This window comes from Micromonospora humida, assembly GCF_016901255.1.
Lineage (GTDB): Bacteria > Actinomycetota > Actinomycetes > Mycobacteriales > Micromonosporaceae > Micromonospora > Micromonospora wenchangensis.
On record NZ_JAFEUC010000001.1, the window covers coordinates 898,484 to 915,318 of the forward strand.

15 protein-coding genes are annotated in these 16,835 nt (G+C 69.9%); 8 read left to right on the top strand and 7 right to left on the bottom strand.

The window, feature by feature from the left end; genetic code table 11:
- Positions 1 to 21: 21 nt before the first annotated feature.
- The 6 genes from JQX11_RS03695 to JQX11_RS03720 all read left to right on the top strand — a co-directional run bounded on the left by JQX11_RS03695 (position 22) and on the right by JQX11_RS03720 (position 6,982).
- Positions 22 to 588: a copper resistance CopC family protein gene (locus JQX11_RS03695; RefSeq protein WP_204923505.1), complete on the top strand. Its 567-nt coding sequence runs from the start codon at positions 22 to 24 to the stop codon at positions 586 to 588.
- A 57-nt stretch (positions 589 to 645) separates the two neighbouring features.
- Positions 646 to 2,751, top strand: coding sequence for a bifunctional copper resistance protein CopD/cytochrome c oxidase assembly protein (locus tag JQX11_RS03700; RefSeq protein WP_307826050.1), 2,106 nt, complete (start codon positions 646 to 648; stop codon positions 2,749 to 2,751).
- Between the two features lie 165 nt (positions 2,752 to 2,916).
- Entirely contained in the window at positions 2,917 to 4,389 is a 1,473-nt protein-coding gene (locus JQX11_RS03705) for a PepSY-associated TM helix domain-containing protein (protein WP_204923506.1), read from the top strand.
- Positions 4,390 to 5,071: 682 nt separating this feature from the next.
- Positions 5,072 to 5,473 (top strand): hypothetical protein, encoded by a 402-nt coding sequence (locus tag JQX11_RS03710; protein ID WP_204923507.1) that lies wholly within the window; start codon positions 5,072 to 5,074, stop codon positions 5,471 to 5,473.
- Between the two features lie 106 nt (positions 5,474 to 5,579).
- Positions 5,580 to 6,350 carry a DsbA family protein gene (locus tag JQX11_RS03715; protein ID WP_232377022.1) on the top strand — a complete coding sequence of 257 codons (771 nt, stop codon included), beginning with the start codon at positions 5,580 to 5,582 and terminating at the stop codon, positions 6,348 to 6,350.
- On the top strand, positions 6,347 to 6,982 hold the full coding sequence (locus JQX11_RS03720; RefSeq protein WP_204923508.1) for a vitamin K epoxide reductase family protein: 636 nt from the start codon (positions 6,347 to 6,349) through the stop codon (positions 6,980 to 6,982). The genes JQX11_RS03715 and JQX11_RS03720 overlap by 4 nt, the downstream gene beginning before the upstream one ends.
- A gap of 331 nt (positions 6,983 to 7,313) precedes the next feature.
- Here the strand turns inward: JQX11_RS03720 and JQX11_RS03725 are convergent, their stop codons facing one another.
- The 7 genes from JQX11_RS03725 to JQX11_RS03755 form a co-directional block, all read right to left on the bottom strand.
- On the bottom strand, positions 7,314 to 7,943 hold the full coding sequence (locus tag JQX11_RS03725) for a DJ-1/PfpI family protein (RefSeq protein ID WP_204923509.1): 630 nt from the start codon (positions 7,941 to 7,943) through the stop codon (positions 7,314 to 7,316).
- Position 7,944: 1 nt separating this feature from the next.
- Positions 7,945 to 8,802: an AraC family transcriptional regulator gene (locus tag JQX11_RS03730; RefSeq protein WP_204923510.1), complete on the bottom strand. Its 858-nt coding sequence runs from the start codon at positions 8,800 to 8,802 to the stop codon at positions 7,945 to 7,947.
- Positions 8,799 to 9,587, bottom strand: a complete 789-nt coding sequence (locus tag JQX11_RS03735; RefSeq protein WP_204923511.1) for an ABC transporter ATP-binding protein — start codon at positions 9,585 to 9,587, stop codon at positions 8,799 to 8,801. Before JQX11_RS03735 ends, JQX11_RS03730 begins: the two co-directional genes overlap by 4 nt.
- Positions 9,584 to 10,576, bottom strand: coding sequence for a FecCD family ABC transporter permease (locus JQX11_RS03740; protein WP_204923512.1), 993 nt, complete (start codon positions 10,574 to 10,576; stop codon positions 9,584 to 9,586). Before JQX11_RS03740 ends, JQX11_RS03735 begins: the two co-directional genes overlap by 4 nt.
- 64 nt (positions 10,577 to 10,640) lie before the next feature.
- Positions 10,641 to 11,495, bottom strand: coding sequence for an ABC transporter substrate-binding protein (locus JQX11_RS03745; RefSeq protein ID WP_204923513.1), 855 nt, complete (start codon positions 11,493 to 11,495; stop codon positions 10,641 to 10,643).
- Positions 11,496 to 11,830: 335 nt separating this feature from the next.
- Positions 11,831 to 12,880: a GlxA family transcriptional regulator gene (locus JQX11_RS03750; protein WP_204923514.1), complete on the bottom strand. Its 1,050-nt coding sequence runs from the start codon at positions 12,878 to 12,880 to the stop codon at positions 11,831 to 11,833.
- 273 nt (positions 12,881 to 13,153) lie between these two features.
- Positions 13,154 to 13,795: a class I SAM-dependent methyltransferase gene (locus JQX11_RS03755; RefSeq protein WP_204923515.1), complete on the bottom strand. Its 642-nt coding sequence runs from the start codon at positions 13,793 to 13,795 to the stop codon at positions 13,154 to 13,156.
- 482 nt (positions 13,796 to 14,277) lie between these two features.
- Here JQX11_RS03755 and JQX11_RS03760 point away from each other — a divergent pair, with 482 nt between their 5' ends.
- Entirely contained in the window at positions 14,278 to 15,861 is a 1,584-nt protein-coding gene (locus JQX11_RS03760; protein WP_204923516.1) for an ABC transporter substrate-binding protein, read from the top strand.
- Positions 15,858 to 16,814: an ABC transporter permease gene (locus JQX11_RS03765; RefSeq protein WP_204923517.1), complete on the top strand. Its 957-nt coding sequence runs from the start codon at positions 15,858 to 15,860 to the stop codon at positions 16,812 to 16,814. Before JQX11_RS03760 ends, JQX11_RS03765 begins: the two co-directional genes overlap by 4 nt.
- Positions 16,815 to 16,835 lie beyond the last annotated feature (21 nt).

Here is a 16,835-nt window from a genome sequence, read left to right on the forward strand (position 1 = left end):
CACGTCCACCGGAGTTTCGTCATGACCGCACCGTCGTCCCGCCCCACCGCCGTTCGACTCGGCGCGGCGGTACTCGCCGCCGTCGTGGCGCTGCTCATTCCGGTCAGCCCGGCGTGGGCACACAACACGCTGCGCTCGGCTGCACCGGCCCAGGAGTCGACGCTGTCCAGCGCACCCACCGAGATCGTGCTCGAGTTCGTCGAACGGCTGGACCCGACGTTCACCACCATCGTGCTCACCGACGCCGCCAAACGGAAGGTACCCACGGGCGATCCGGTCGTCGGTGGCGCGAAGGGATCGGTCCAGCTGACCGGGGCGCTGCCCAACGGCACCTACACCGTCGCCTACCGGGTCGTCTCCACCGACGGCCACCCGGTCCAGGGGTCGTACCCGTTCACGGTGGCCGACCCCAACTCCAGCGCCGCGCCGATCGTCGGTACGACCACCGACGCGCCGTCCGCGGCGGCGTCGGTGCAGGGCGACGATGGGCCGGGCACCGGCGTCCTCGTCGCCGGCGGCGCGCTGGCCGCCGTCGTCGTGGTGGTCGTTGGTGGGCTGCTCCTCCGACGGCGAGCGAACCGTCGCTGACCAGACCGTTCTCCTGCGGTCGCGTCCCATCACCACTTCACAGGTCAAGGTCACCACGTGTCCGACACAGATTCCCGGCAGGTCGCCGCCGACGGCTCCGGTACCACCACCCCGGTGCCGGCGGCGACATCCGCCAGCCGGTTCCGGTCCACCGCATCGACGGCCTACGACTGGTTCCTTGTTGTCACCGCCTGCGCCTCGGGGATCGCTGTGCTGCTGTCGGGCCTGCGGGTCGGGGGTGCCCTCGCCGCCGTGATTCCAGGCCTACCCGATGCGGGACCAGCCACGACCTGGGCGCTACCGGTGGTCCGGCTCCTCGGTGACGGCCTCGCCACCGTCACCGTCGGCATGCTGGTGACCTCCGCATTCCTGCTGCCCGGCGACGGGCGCACCGTCTCGCCCCACGGCTACCTGCTGCTACGGCGAGCGAGCCTCACCGCGCTCGGCTGGGCGGTGGCGGCGCTGTCGCTGATGGTGCTGACGGTCTCAGACCTGCTCGGCCAGCCGCTGGAAACGCTCAAGCCCGCGACGGTCGTCAGTTTCGCCACCATGATCTCGCAGGGCCAGTCCCTCATGCTGCAGGCTGGGCTGGCCCTGACCGTGGCGCTGCTGGCCCGCGCCGGGGTGTCCCGAGGGCTCGCCGCGACGGTCACGATCCTGGCCCTGATCGCGGTGCTACCTCCGGCTTTCACCGGCCACGCCGCCGGAGCCGGTGACCACCAGATCGCGGTCACCAGCCTGGCCCTGCACATCCTCGCCGCCGCGGTGTGGATCGGTGGACTCGTCGCCCTGCTGATGGTGCGGCGCAGCCGAATGCTGGCCGAGGCCGCTGCCCGGTACAGCCGCCTGGCCCTGGGCTGCATCGTCGCCGTGACGGTGAGCGGGCTGGCCAACGCCGCCGTCCGCCTCGGCACGGTCGACCAGCTCTGGCAGTCCCGCTACGGCTGGCTGGTCCTCGGCAAGGTCGCCGCCCTGCTGATCCTCGGCGTGCTCGGCGCGGCACACCGCTGCCGTACCCTGCCGGCGTTGCGCGCCGGCAGTCGATGGGCGTTCACCCGACTGGCCGCCGGTGAGCTGATCGTGTTCGCCGCCACCGTGGGCCTTGCCGTGGCACTGTCGCGCAGCCCCACCCCCGTCCCGGTGTCCGGCATCGACGCCGACCCGATCACCGAGTTGCTCGGCTTCCCGATGCCTGCCGCACCCACGGCGGGCAACCTGCTCGGGCAGCCGCTGCCGGACATGTTCTTCCTGACCCTCTGCGCTGTCGGCGTCGGCGGGTACCTGGCCGGGGTACGCCGGATGCACGTCGCCGGGCACCGTTGGCCTCTCGCCCGGACGGCGAGTTGGGTGGGCGGGTTGCTGTTGCTCGCCGCGACGACCAACCTCGGTGTGGCCCGCTACGCGTACGTGCTGTTCAGCGCACACATGGCCCAACACATGGTGCTGTCGATGCTGGTGCCGATCCTGCTGGTCGGCGGCGCACCGGTCACCCTCGCCCTGCGTGCCCTACGCCGACCGGCCGACCCACAGGTACGCGGCGCCCGGGAGTGGCTGCTGATCGCCGTGCACAGCCGCGTCACCAAGCTGCTCACCCACCCACTCGTCGCGCTCGGCATCTACACCGGCAGCCTGTTCGGTCTGTACTTCAGCGACCTGCTCGGCGTGCTGATGCGCTCCCACCTCGGTCACCTGGCGATGCTCACCCACTTCGTGGTCGCCGGCTACCTGCTGTTCTGGGTGCTCGTCGGTGTCGACCCCGGTCGCCGACGGCTCCCCCATCCCCTGCTGGTGATCATCCACCTCGCGTCGATGATGGCCCACGGCTTCTTCGGCCTGGTCCTCATGCAGACCACCACCGTCATCGCCCCCGACTGGTACATCGCCGTCCACCCCGCCTGGGCGTCGTCGCTGCTGGCCGACCAGAACCTCGGCGCCGGCATCGCCTGGGCCTTCGGCGAGCTACCTGCCGTCGTCGTCATGATTATTCTTGTTCGCCAGTGGATCCGCGCCGATGTGCGCGAGCAGGCCCGCCTCGACCGGGCGGCCGACCGGGCGGACGCAACCGGCGAGGAGGACGACCTCGCCCGCTACAACGCGTTCCTCGCCGCGTCCGGACAGGCCGACAGTGGCGCGCGGCGCGCGACCGGATCCGACCAGCACTGACAACGCTGCGGCCTGGTGCCGTCCGAGAAATTCTCGGGAACCTCGAGGGCTTGCGTTCCGACTACCTCACCAAGCCGGAGCAACGCAACGAACCACCGGGCGACCATGCCAGCAGGAGAAGCACCCCCTGGCGGGGTGCTTCTCGCCAATGCCGATCGGAAGAACATGTCTCTCACCGAACTGTCCGGCGGGTCGACGCCGGAACCCGCCACAGCCACCGAAACACCTGCCCGACCGGCCCGACGAACGTCACCGTTCGGTGCGCTGCTGCTACGGCTGCACTTCTACGCCGGTATCCTCGTCGCCCCGTTCCTGGTGGTCGCCGCCCTGACCGGGCTGGCCTACACCACCACCCCGCAACTGGACAGCATCCTCTACAGCGACCAACTGACCGTCGCTCAGGTGGGTGACCGTCCGCTGCCACTGGCCGACCAGGTCGGTGCCGCCCGCAACGCCCACCCCGAGGGCAGCATCACCACCGTGCAGCCCGGCGAGGGTGACCGGACCACCCGGGTGACGTTCGCCCTGCCAGCGCTCGGCGACAAGCAGCACACCGTCTACGTCGACCCGTACACCGCGCAGGTCCAGGGCCAGCTGACCACCTGGTTCGGCTCGACCCCGGCCACCACCTGGCTGGACGACCTGCACCGCAACCTGCACCTGGGCGTGGTGGGCCGGCACTACTCCGAGCTGGCCGCGAGCTGGCTGTGGGTCCTCGCGCTCGGCGGGGTGATCCTGTGGTGGCGTCGACGCAGCGCCTCCCGGGCCACCGCCCGGCACCTGCTCGTACCGGACCTGTCCGCCGGCAAGGGTGTCCGCCGTACCCGGGGCTGGCACGCCACCACAGGCATCTGGCTCACCGTCGGCCTGCTGTTCCTCTCGGCCACCGGGCTCACCTGGTCCCGCTATGCCGGGGCGAACTTCGGTGCCGGCCTCGACGCGCTCAGCGCCCGCGCCCCGGAGATCTCGACCAGCCTCACCACCGTCCCGGACGAGCCGGCCGAGACCGGCGGCGGCCACCACGAGGCCAGCGGTGCAGGCGGAGTGGTCGAGTCGGCTGCTTTCGATCGGGTGGTGGCGGCCGCCCGTACGGCCGGCCTGGACGGCCCGGTCGAGATCGCCCCGGCTGCCGAGGCGGGCTCGGCCTGGACGGTCACGCAGGTCGACAACACCTGGCCCGTCGCCAAGGACCGCGTCGCCGTCGACCCGGCCGGCGGTCAGGTCACCGCCCGCAGCGACTTCGCCGACTGGCCGCTGCTGGCGAAACTCAGTGGTCTCGGTATCCAGGCCCACATGGGTATCCTGTTCGGCCCGGTCAACCAGATCCTGCTCGCGGCGCTGGCGCTCGGGCTGCTCTGCGTCATCGTCTGGGGCTACCGCATGTGGTGGCAACGTCGACCCACCCGCGCCGACCGACGCGCCCTCGCCGGCACCCCGCCGTCCCGTGGCGGTGTCCGCGGCATGCCGGTGTGGGTCCTGCTCATCGGCGTACCGGTGACCGTGGCAATCGGTTGGGCGCTGCCCCTGTTCGGGATCACCCTGCTCGCATTCCTCGTCATCGACGTCGTCGTGGGCGCGGTGTCGCGACGACGCCGTCCGGCCGTGGTCCCCACCTCCCCCGCGCCAGCCGGCAGCTGACGCACTGACAGGGTTCGGCCGTTCGTCCGCCGAACGGGCGGCCGAACCCCGCGTCTGGTGGGCCAGCAGCACGCCCAATCCGATGCCGGCTGGTCACCCCCGTTGCCGTGATCAGTTCGCCGGACGTCGCCTCTGGTCAGGGCGGCGAGACCGGTGGTGCGCGCCGGATGTCGGGAACCAGCGGGGTCGGCGGTGCGACTACCCCACCAGCGGTCGGCGCATGCCGTACCGGGGCGCGGCGGGGGGGCGGTACCGAATGACGGGCGTACACATCCTGGCGGTGGGTCTGGCCGTGACGGTCTGCCTGCTCCTGACGGCCGGGCGACGTGTTCCTGATCTATCCGGAGACACCTCCGTGGAAACCGAAGTGCCATCGTCGCCTGGCCAGTGCGCGGAGCCTGACCACGCCGCAACCGGCCCGGCCCGCTGCTTCCCCGACCCTCGACACCCGACGACTCGTCGACGGCAGGTGACCGCACCAGCGATCACGGCGACCAGAGCGGTACGCGGTCACGGGCGGCGACATGGCCCGGGTCTCCGGCTGAGTCACCGGACGGCCGGCCACACCACGGGGAAGACTCAGGATCTCGGTCATGTCCTCAGCTGCGCGCCTCGTGCCCGTGGGCGTCACGAGGCGCTCAGCGGGCCGCAGCGGCACCAGCGATGGCCAGCCGTGCTCGCGGTGTCCGCCCTCGCACTGACGCTGATCGCCGCGGTGACGGTGCCACCGGTCACCGCGCAGGCAGCCCGTGACCGCGCGTTCTGTCCCAAGCGTCAGTCGGTGGCGATCAGCGGGGACGGCCACACTCTGCACGTGTGGTTGCAGCGCGACACCGCGTCTCCCCTCCTGCACCTCTGCTGGACCAACGACGGCGGCCCCGCCGACGAGATCCGCGGCTGGGCGGCCACCGCCGTGGACGCCACCGCTCCCGAGCTGCGGACCGACGTCGAGGTTCTGGCGCTGACCGCTCAAACCGCGATCGGACACGTGGCCCTTACCCCCGGTCACGTCTGGCGGCTGTCCTTCGAGCTGGACACGGACTCCGGCGCCCTCCCGACTCTGTCGACGGCCATCCGGATCTGACCGGTCGTCGCACGAGCCGGAACTCCAGCAGGGTCTCGAACGACCAATGAGGCAGCACCCGCCCGAAGGCGGCAGTGCGACGAAGCCTCGGGTGGAAGGTCCACGGATGTCCAAGAAGCGCAACCGCCCCGCAAGGCCGACCGCCGACGGCGGTAGGACTGGCGGTTCCGGAGCAGAGCGCAGCAGGAAGGCGTCTGACAAGGCTGCCAAGGCGATGCGCGCCCGACGTGTGAGCACCAACACCAAGATCACTTTCGGGCTGTTGGCGATCGTGCTCGCCGGACTCGCCGGGCTGTTCGTCTTCGTCCAGAACAGCAGTGACAAAGCTCGGCAGGCAGCTGGCGACCGGGTGGTGAGGGCGGACAGCCACCGGCTCACCGCCGCCGAGGACGGCAAGGTCACCATCGTCGAGTTCCTCGATTTCGAGTGCCCGTCCTGCGGACAGGCGTTCCCTGGCGTGGAGAGACTCCGCCAGGAGTACACTGGCAAGATCACCTATGTGGTCCGGAACTTCCCGCTGACCCAGCACGCCAACGCACAGAACGCCGCCCGCGCCGCCGAGGCCGCCGCGCGACAGGACAAGTTCGAGCAGATGTACGTCAAGCTCTTCGAGAACCAGTCCACGTGGGGCGGGCAGCAGCAGGACCAGTCCGTCGTCTTCGAGGGCTACGCCCAGCAGCTTGGCCTCGACCTGGCGAAGTTCCGCGCCGACCGCGACGACCCGGGCACCGCGGCCCGCATCCGTGACGACCAGAGCGACGGGACCGCCGCCGGGGTCCAGAGCACCCCGTCGTTCTTCATCAATGGCCAGCGCTTCGACGGGCAGGCCACGTACGCCGGGCTCAAGGCCGCCGTCGACGCAGCGCTCGCCGGATGAGCGGGCAGGTCACGACCGCTCCCGGCCCGGCGGTCGTCCCGGCGGACCCGACGGTGCCGTTCGCGGCGCGCATCATCGGCTGGGTGCTGGCCGTCTGCGGTGCGATCGGTAGCGCCGCAGCGCTGACCCTGACCATCGAGAAGATCAACCTTCTGACCGATCCGAGCTATCGGCCCAGTTGCAGCATCAACCCGATCCTGTCCTGCGGCTCGGTGATGACCACGCCGCAGGCGGCCGCGTTCGGTTTCCCCAACCCTCTGATCGGTATCGTCGGGTTCAGCGCGGTGACCACCATCGGTGTCGCGGTCCTGGCCGGCGCCCGACTACCGCGCTGGTTCTGGCTCGGCCTGCAACTCGGCGCGACGTTCGGTATCGGGTTCGTGCACTGGCTGATCTTCCAGAGCCTCTACCGTATCGGCGCGTTGTGTCCGTACTGCATTGTGGTGTGGGTCGTCACCATCGCGATCTTCTGGTATGTCACCCTGCACAACGTCCATCGCGAGCAGTTGTTCACTTCCCGGGGGGCTGTGCTCCTCCGGTATCACACCGTCGTCCTCACCGTCTGGTACGTCATCATCGTCGCCCTCATCGGCGAGCAGTTCTGGTTCTACTGGCGCACCCTGTTGACTTGAGCGGGTATAACTGCCGGTGATCAGCCGGGTGCCGAACCCTCCCCAGCCCCCTGACGTTGACCGTCGACCAGGACGATGCCAACCCGCAGGGGACCCTTGGCACCACCCCGTGTGGCCTCGGCCGGCTGTGCGCCGATCAGTGTGCCCACGCCCGCAGCCGCACTACCCGCCAGCACTGCCCGTCGCCTCATGAGGAGCACCTCCCGACACCCGTCGATGTACAGACAGTCGCCGGCCGGGAGGAGAAAGTTCCTGGCCGTGGGTGAAGGTGCGGTGGGTGTCGCCGAACCAGACGGCAGACTCGGCGGTCCATAGTGGACCGGAGTACCCATCAAGGCGACAGCATGCGGCCGGCCCGCTCCACTACCGACGGTGGCGCGGTGTCCACGGAACCTGCCTGGTACGGCGGCTCCGGGGCGTACTCGATGATCAGCTGCACGGTCTGTGCGGCCTCGTCGCCCATGATCCGGCCGGCCAGGATCAGCGCCATGTCGATGCCTGCGGACACGCCGGCCGCGGTCGCGTAGTGGCCGTCGATCACCACCCGGTCCTTCACGGGCGTCACCCCGAAGCCGGTGAGCATGTCGAGCCCGGCCCAGTGGGTCGTCGCCCGTCGGCCCGTCAGCAGTCCGGCGGCGGCCAGCACGAACGCGCCGGTGCAGACGGACGTCGTCCATGTGGTGGTCCGGTCGACGGCCCGCAGCCACTCGATCAGCGGGCCGTCGGCGGCCATCTGGTCCTGCTGGCCCGCTCCCCCGCCGACCAGCACGATGTCCGGCTCGGACACGTCGGCGTACGTCGCGACGGCGTCGACCGACAGGCTGCCCAGGTCGTTCACGACCAAGCCCGGACGCTCGGCGACGAACACGACCTCGGTGTCCGGCAGACGACCCAGAACCTCGTACGGCCCGAGGACGTCGAGCGCCGTGAAACCGGGATAGACGACGATGGCGACCTGCATGTCACGATCCCTCCGCGATGGCGAAGCGCTGTGGTGCCGCCCGGAACTGCTCCTGGCACCAGTCGCCGCAGAAGTGCCAGGTACGTCCGTCCAGTTCGAGGGTGATCGGGGTGTCGGGGGATACCGGCATCTGACATACCGGACACACCGGCTGTTCCGGGTTTACCGCCGCAGGCTCGGTGAACTCGGCGTTGCTGTCGGGGTGCATCCAGCCCGTGCCCTGGTATTCGAGGTAGGTGGCGGTGCGCTGCGCGACGGCGCGCCCGAAGTAGCGTTCGACGATCCGCAGGGCCAGGTCGGTGCCCGAGGTGAGCCCGCCGGCGGTGGCGAGCCGGCCGTCCTCGACGTAGCGGACCCCGGCGACGACGGTAAGGGCGGGAAACATGGCCTGGAGTGCCTGGTAGGCGCTGTGGTGGGCCGTTGCGGTCCGGCCGTCGAGGAGGCCCGCCTGGCCTAGTACGAACGATCCGTTGCAGACCGACATGGTCACTGCGGTGTTCTGATGGACACGCCGCAGCCAGTCCAGCACCTCGGGGGCGAGCTTGCCGGTGTCCAGGGCCGGGACGACCACGATGTCCGGTGCCGGCACTGTTTCGACGGCGTGACCGGGCACGACGACCATGCCTCCGGAGATCGGGACAGGGTCCGTCGTAGCCGCCACCGTGGTCAGCGTGAACGGGGTACGCCCGTCGTCGAGGCGGGCGTACTCGAACACGCCCCACGGGCCGGCGAAGTCGACCAGTTCCGCGTGCGGTGAGAGAACGACGGCCACGGTGATGGTGCCGGTCGCAGGTGGTTCGAGGGGTGCGGTGAGCCTGGCGTCGGGAACCGGCTCGCCGGGCGGGCTCTGCATGGTCATCTGGAAATCTCCCGTTCGGAACACGGCGCCGCGAACACCAGGTGCGGCTGACCGGTGAGTGGGTGGGTGGTCGTCGCTCCCCGTACGCCGAAGACGTCGGCCAGGCGTTGCGGGGTGAGCACGGTGACGGGATCGTCGGCCGCGACGACCCGGCCGTGGTGCAGCAGCACGACGGCGTCGCAGTAGGACATCGCGTGGTCGAGGTCGTGCAGGGCGGCGACGGTGGTGAGCCCGAGTTCGCGGATCAACTCGAGCAGTTCCAGTTGCGCGCCGATGTCGAGGTGGTTGGTCGGCTCGTCGAGCAGCAGGACCGGGGTGTTCTGGGCGAGCGCGCGGGCGAGTAGGACCCGCTGGCGTTCGCCGCCGGACAGCGTGACGAAACGCCGTCCCTCGGCCCACTCGATGCGGGCGCGGACCAGCGCCTCGTCGACGATGGTGCGGTCGGTGGTGCTCTCCCGTTCGAGCAGTCGCTGGTGCGGGATCCGTCCCATGGCGACGATGTCGCGGACGGTGTAGTCGTTGTCGAGTTCCTGGTCCTGGGCGACCACCGCCCGTAACTGGCCGGCCCGGCGGGCGGGGACCTGCCAGACGTCGTGATCGCCGATGTGCACGGTGCCCTGCTGCGGCCGGATGATGCGGTACAGGCAGCGCAGCAGTGTGCTCTTGCCGGATCCGTTCGGCCCGATCAGTCCGGTCACCCGGCCGTCGGCGGCGGTGAACGAGACGTCATCGAGGATGGTCGTGCCGTCGATGGTCACCGAGACGCCGGTCGCCACGACCCTCATCGCACCGCCCCGGACTGGCTGCGCAGCAGCCACAGGAAGAAGGGCGCGCCGAGCACGGCGGTGAAGATGCCGATCGGCATCTCGTTCGGCCGGTCCAGGGTGCGCGACAACAGGTCGACGAGGATCAGGAAGACCGCCCCCAGCAGCAGCGACACCGGGATCACCCGGCGATGGTCGGGGCCGACCAGCAGCCGGACCGCGTGCGGCACCAGCAGGCCGACGAAGCCGATCCCACCCGCGACGCTGACGATCGTCGCGGTCAGCAGCGACGCCACCGCGAGCAGCCCGAGACGCAGCCGGTTGACGTCGATCCCCAGCCCGGCCGCCGACGTCTCGCCCATCGTCAGCGCGTTCAACCGGCGGCCGTCAACCAGCAGCCAGAGCAGGCAGACCAGCAGGGCGGCGGTGGGTGCGGGTAGGTCCGGCCAGGACGCGGCGGCGACCGAGCCGAGCACCCAGAACAGGATGCCGCGTAGTTCGCCCGGGTTGGCCTGCAGTTGGATGTAGCTGGTGACGGCACTGCCCAGATAGGCGACGGCCACTCCGGCCAGGATCAGCCGGCCCGGCGCGACCCGACCGGCCCGCTGTGCCAGCCCCACGACCAGGGCGACGCTGACCACCGCCCCGAGGAAGGCCGCGCCGGAGACACCCAGTCCGGCGATCGCCGCGGGCACGAAGCTCAGCGCCAGGGCGGCGCCGATGGAGGCGCCTCCTGAGATGCCGAGCAGGTAGGGATCGGCCAGCGGGTTGCGCACCAATGCCTGCAGACAGACTCCGGCGATGCTGAGACCCGCGCCGGCGACCCCTGCCAGCAGCACCCGGGGCGCGCGGAAGTCCCACACGATCTGGTCGTAGAGCAGGCTGCGCTCGGTGTCTCCCGGCGTGAGGTGCGCCCAGGTCACCGCGACCACGTCGCCCAGCGGCACCGGTACCGTGCCGACGGCGATCGCGACCGCCGCAGCCAGCACGACCGCGACGGTCAGGAGCACGATCAGCAGCGGAACGGCTCTGTCGGGTACGAGGTGGGCACGGGCCGCTTCCGGGCGGGTGCGGTCAGTTCGCTGCGTGGACGGCATCGCTGATCTTCTTCACCGCGACCGCGTTCAGCGGTCCGAGGTAGAAGCTGTCGGAAACCGAGGTGTAGGTCTTGGTCTTCGACGCCGGCCACTGCGGATACTGCGCGAACAGCTGCTCCGCGAACTTCTTGGCGTCGTCGTCCGGCTGGTACAGGCCGATCACCAGCACCTCTACGTTCGCCGCGGCGAGGGCCTCGACGTTGAGTGCGGTGAGTTGCTGGTCGGTCAGGCCGCCGAACGCGTTGACACCGCCGGCCCGGGTGATGATGTCGTCGAAGATGCCGCCGCCGAACACGGCAGGCACCTTGAGACCCATCGCCGACCCCATACTGGGATAGGCGGCCAGCACCCGCTTGGGTGCCCCGCTCGGCGACGGGATGGCGGCCAGCGCCGTGCGCGAGTCCTGCACGACCTGCGCCGCCTTGCCTTGAACGTCGAAGATGACCCCGAGTTGGTTCAGCAGCTCGTACGACGACTCGACCGACCGCTTCGCATACGTGGCCGTGTCCTGCGGTCGGGGCGAGGTCGCACCGTTGGCGCAGTTCGACGGGGACACGAAACTGTTGATGCCGGCCTTGCCGAGCTCGTCGCGGGTGATCGAGCCGATCTTGTCGTCGAACCCGCCCGCCCATGTCGAGATCACCAGATCGGGTGACTGGGCGATCACCTGCTCGCGGGGGACCTCGAAGTTCTTGTTCAGCTTCAGCCCGCCCGTCGGGATGGCCTTGATCCGTTCGACCATCGTCGGGTCGTCGGAGACGCCGTAGCTCTGGCTGTTGGCCACGATGGTTCCCTCGACACCGAGCGCGATCATCGACTCGACCTCGGCCACGGACGCGCCGTTGAGCAGCACGACCCGGCGGGGCGCCTGGGAGAACGTGACCTCACGGCCGCAGTTGTCGATCGTCAGCGGATACGTGGTTCGGGGACCGACGGCGACCGACGCGTCGGCCGATGCGACCGGAGCGTCCGGCACCGTCGTCCCCGAGCAGGCGCCGAGCGCGACGACGAGGCCGATGGCCAGCGTGGAACGGACAATCCGGTCTGGAACGAGAGTCACGTCGAGCTCACATCTCTGTCATGAAGCGTGCACGGAAAGCTGAAAATGGCATGAAAATATTCATTTCGCCATATGTCAGGAAGCTTAGAAGCGGCCCGCGCTCACGCCTATGACGTACCGGCCAACAAATCTGCCATCGACGGGGATCCGTCGGGGATCACCGATTCCTTCGCCGACGCGCGACGGTATTCGGTCGGCGAAATGTCGAGTTCGCGCAGGAACGCCCGGCGCATCGCCTCCGCCGACCCATATCCGCAACGGTGAGCGATACCGAGCACACCATCGGTGGTGTCGGTCAGCATGCGCTGGGCAGCCTCCAGCCGGATCAGGTCCACGTACCGGCCCGGCGGCATCCCAACCTGTTCCCCGAAGGCCCGGGCGAACTGCCGCGGAGACAGCCCGGCGCGCTCCGCCATCGCCGGGACGGACAGGTCGGCCGCCAGGTTCGCGGCGGCCCAGTACTGCACCTCGCGCAGCGGATCGGTCCGGGCGATCTGGGTCGAGAGCTGGACGCTGAGCTGGGCCTGATTGCCCGGCCGGCGCAGGTAGCACACCAACAGCCGGGCGATGCCCAGAGCCACCGCACGACCGAAGTCCTCCTCGACCAGCGCCATGGCCAGGTCGACCCCGGCTGTCGCCCCCGCCGACGTGGAGATCGTCCCGTCCCGGACGAAGATGGCGTCCGGGTCGAACGCCACCCGGGGAAACATCTCGCTCAGATAACCGCAGGCCTCCCAGTGGGTGGTGGCCCGGCGACCGTCCAGGAGACCGGCCTTGGCCAGCAGGTAGGCCCCGGTGCACACCGAAACCACCCGCGGGATGCCGGGAGCACGCTCGGCGAGCCAGGCGACGAGCCGGTCGTCGACGTCTCCCACGCCCGGCCCGCCCGGCACCACCAGCAGGTCCGGATCCTCGACGCCGCCCAGGTCACCGTCCGGGACGAGGCACAGACCACCGGCGGCCCGGACCGCCCCACCATCGAGAGAGGCGGTCCGGATGACGTACGGCGGGCTGTCCGCGTCACCCACGAAGCGGGTAGCCGACGTGAACACGTCGACCGGACCGGCCACGTCGATCGGCTGCACCCCGTCGAACAGGATGACCAGCACCACCCGGGTGCGCACCCCGGCGATCCCGGCGTCAGGAACGTCAGTCATCACCTCGGGTTGGTCGCGCCGTGGACGGCTTTAGTTCCCTGTTCCGACCTTCCACCAGCAGCGGAGCGGGTCCCTCGCCCACAAACCCGCCAGCGTCAGCAGCGTGGAACCAGCCGAACCTGACGGCCTGCTCGTCACCGGCGACGACATGGCCCGCCGGGGGACGGTCACCTCCGGTAACGCGGAACGCTCTGCCCGAACCGAATGACGCCCGTCGTGGGCCAGTTCGCGCGGGCCGAGCCGACGGCGGTCGCCCTCGCAGCGAAGATCCGGTCAGCCCGTCCTGCGCAAGGCGATCACATTGTCGGTCACCTCGGCCGTCTGGCCACCCGGGCCGGTGGCCGTCCGGTCGCGGGCTTCGCAGCGAAGCACATGCCAGAACGTGGAATCGAGGGCCAGACCGGCCAGGGTCTCGTCCGGGGTGGGAATCGTGGCCCCCTGGTTCCAGGACCACGGTGCTACTGAACCGTGGTCGACGATCAGCAGCATGCCACCGGGGTTCACCTGCTCGCCGAGATCACGCAGGATGCGGGCCCTGGGGAAGTCGAAGAGGCTGTGCAGGTAATGAGCGCTCACCAGGTCCCAGGTGCCCCGGGGTAGGGAATCCGCCAGATCATGCCGTTCGGTGACGATCCTGTCGCTCAGTCTCTGCTGGGCGGCACGTTCGCTCACCCGTTGCAGGGCGGCATCGGCGATGTCGACCGCGGTGACCTGCCAGCCGCGTTGCGCGAGCCACAGGCTGTCGCCGCCCTGGCCGCAGCCCAGGTCGAGAGCGGCACCCGGCGGAAGGTCACCGACCGTTGCGGCAAGGATCGGGTTGACGCGCACCTCCCACTGGGCGTCGGCCACCTGCTGGTGCAGACTCTCCCAGAACTCGGCCGGGGTTGCCGCGTCCGGGCGCTCGATGTACTTCATACGCTCACGTCCTCACGATCGATCAGGCTCGACCGGCATGGTGCCCCCTGTTACGCGATGCCGGCGAGGAAACTTGCCGGATCGGCAAACGACCTTCGGAGGGACAACGAGGGCTCGGGCGCAGGGGTGCACGCCGGGATCGGGGCACGGCACCGTGACCGACTCGCCTCGGGGACACCCCGTCGCCGGATCGGAGCAGGTGCCAGGCACCGGTTTGGACTGTGGCGGGGCTGCGTGAGGCAGAGCCGACATCGCCACACTCCCGCGCCCGGTCGGCGTACCGCATCACCCGACTGGTCCGCCGATCCGGTCGCCGGCTCACCTTGAGGGAACTTTCGCTTGTCGTCAGACGACTATGTCTGTGAATCACCCCGGCCTCCTTCTCGAGGCTAGGGTGTCCGCCACCCCTGGTCAGCGCAGATGCCACTCTGGAAGGCTCCTTGATGCGTGTCGCTTGCTATTCGGACGAAGGTTCCTCGCTGGTGCGGGTTCGCCGACCAGCCCGGGCGCTGGCCACACTGGCGGTGCTGGCTGCTCTGGTGGCAGGTTGCACGGCCAGCGGATCCGGGGACACCGATCGAACCGCCGCGACCGGCGGCACGCTGCGCGTGGCGAACGCGAACGAGTACGGCGACCAGGACCCGCACGACTACAACGGGGACTGGTTCATCGCGCCGATGGTCTTCGAGACGCTGGTGAAGTACGGACAGGGTGGTCGCCTGGAGCCGGGCCTGGCCACGTCGTGGCAGGTCGCGGCGGACGGACTCACGATCGACTTCGAGCTGCGGACCGGTGTGAAGTTCCACGACGACACGCCGTTCGACGAACAGGCGGCGAAGTGGAACCTCGATCGCTGGGTGGGCAAGGAGTCGCACTCCTGGCTGGCCGCCTCGAAGATCATCAAGGCCGTGGAGGTGCCTGGGCCGATGAAGCTGCGGCTGCGCCTCGGACGCGCCTACGACCCGCTGCTGCAGGAACTGACCTTCACCCGGCCCCCCGGCTTCATGAGCCCCAAGGCCGTCGACACTTCCGGGAAGTTCACCAAGGCCATCGGCACCGGGCCATGGCGGCTGGAACAGATCACGACGACGGCCGCGAGCCTGGTCCGCAACGACGGCTATTGGGGCGCCAAACCGAAGATCGACCGGGTTGAGTTCAGCGTCAGAAAGGACTCGCAGACCCGGGTCTCCGCGCTGCGCGCGGGCGAGGTGGACATGCTCGGCGGTAGTTACCTTGCGCCGATCTCGCCGACCGAGGCGGTCACCCTCGGCAAGGACGAGCGGGTCACGGTGCTGCACGGTGATCCGGACATCACCGTCATGCTCGGCTTCAACCTCAACGGCATCGCGGGCGACAAGGCGATCCGCGAGGCGGTGCGGTACGCCCTGGACCGGGAAACCCTGACCAAGGTGCTCTATGCCGGACAGGCCAAGGCCGCGACCACGCTGTTCGCGCCGGGAATCCCGGACGCAGGGGCGCCGCAGAGCCTGCCCTTCGATCCCGACCAGGCCCGCCGGATTCTCGATGCGGCCGGGTGGCGCCAGGAGGGCAAGGGCCGGGTCAAGGATGGCAAGCAGCTGGTCCTGTCGCTGCGGATCCCGTCGACGGCCGCCGTCGGCTGGCAGGACTCGCGGCTCAGCGCTCAGGCCGTCGCCTCGGCACTGGGCGAGGTCGGGATCACGGTGAACATCGTCGCGGTCGACGAGGCCACGTTCTACGACGACCTGCACGCCGGCAAGTACGACCTCGCCTTCATGGAGACCTACGGCGCCCCTTACGACCCGTCGGGGTTCGTGGTCGGCTTCCTGACCGGCGACCGTAAGGATCCCGGACTGTGGAAGACCGACGAGGTCGAACGGCTCATCGACGGAGCGTTGTACGCCCGGGACGCCGCCACCCGCGCCAAGAACTACCAGGACGCCTGGGCCGTGCTGAACCGGGAGGCCGCCTTCGTGCCGATCGCGTACCGGCCACGGGTGTGGGCCGTCGGTCCGGCGGTCAAGGGCTTCCAGGTGCCGCACACGGAGTACGACTTCGACCTGTCCACGGTGACGCTGCAACGATGAACGCTCTGCTCGTGCGTTGGACTCGGCGGTCGGCCCGGCTGGCCGCCGAGTTGGCGCTGGTTCTCGGAATCACGTCGCTGCTGGCGTTCGGGCTCATCGCGCTGGCCCCCGGTGACGCCGCCACCCGGCTCGCGCAGCAGCGGGCCGGGCACCCCGGCGTCACCGAGGACCAGGTCGCCTCGGCCCGGCGTGAGCTGGGAATGGAGGGCAGCATCCCCGAACGTTACGTCCGTTGGCTCGGCCACGCCGTGCAGGGTGATCTGGGGAAGTCCGCGCGCACCGGCCGGCCGGTCCTGACCGAGTTGGCGGAACGAGTCCCGGTCACGCTGTCGCTGGCCGGGCTGGCGGCGGTTGTGGCGTTGCCGCTAGGCATGCTGGTCGGTGCGCTGGCCGTCATGCTGCCGTGGCGTCCGGCTCGACGCGGCCTGCGGCTGACGGGCCTGCTCGCCGTCTCGTTGCCCACCTTCTGGGTCAGCTACCTACTGGTCGTCGTGCTCACCGAGCAACTGGGTCTTCTACCCACCTCCGCCGACGGCGGTCTCGCCGGATACGTGATGCCGGTGGTCGTCCTCGCCCTACCGGCTGTCGGCCTACTCAGCCGTGTGGTCGCTGTGTCACTGCGCGAAGCACTCGCCCAACCGTATGTACGCGCCGCGCAGGCGCGGGGCACGCCGACGGTGTCGATCGTCGTGCGCGACGCGCTGCCCAACGTCGCCGGCGCCGTCCTCAACACGATCGGCCTGATCGTCGGCGGCATGCTCACCGGAGCGCTGGTGGTGGAGACCGTCTTCGCCCACAACGGTATCGGTGACTACTTCGTCCAGGCCGTGAACTTCCGCGACCTGATGGCGATCCAGGCGTGCGTGCTGTGCTTCGCGCTGGCCTTCACCGCGACCAACCGGCTGGCCGACCGGCTGCACGGCCGGATCGACCCGCGGGTGAGCAGCGGATGACGGCGTCGGGGGCGGGCCGCC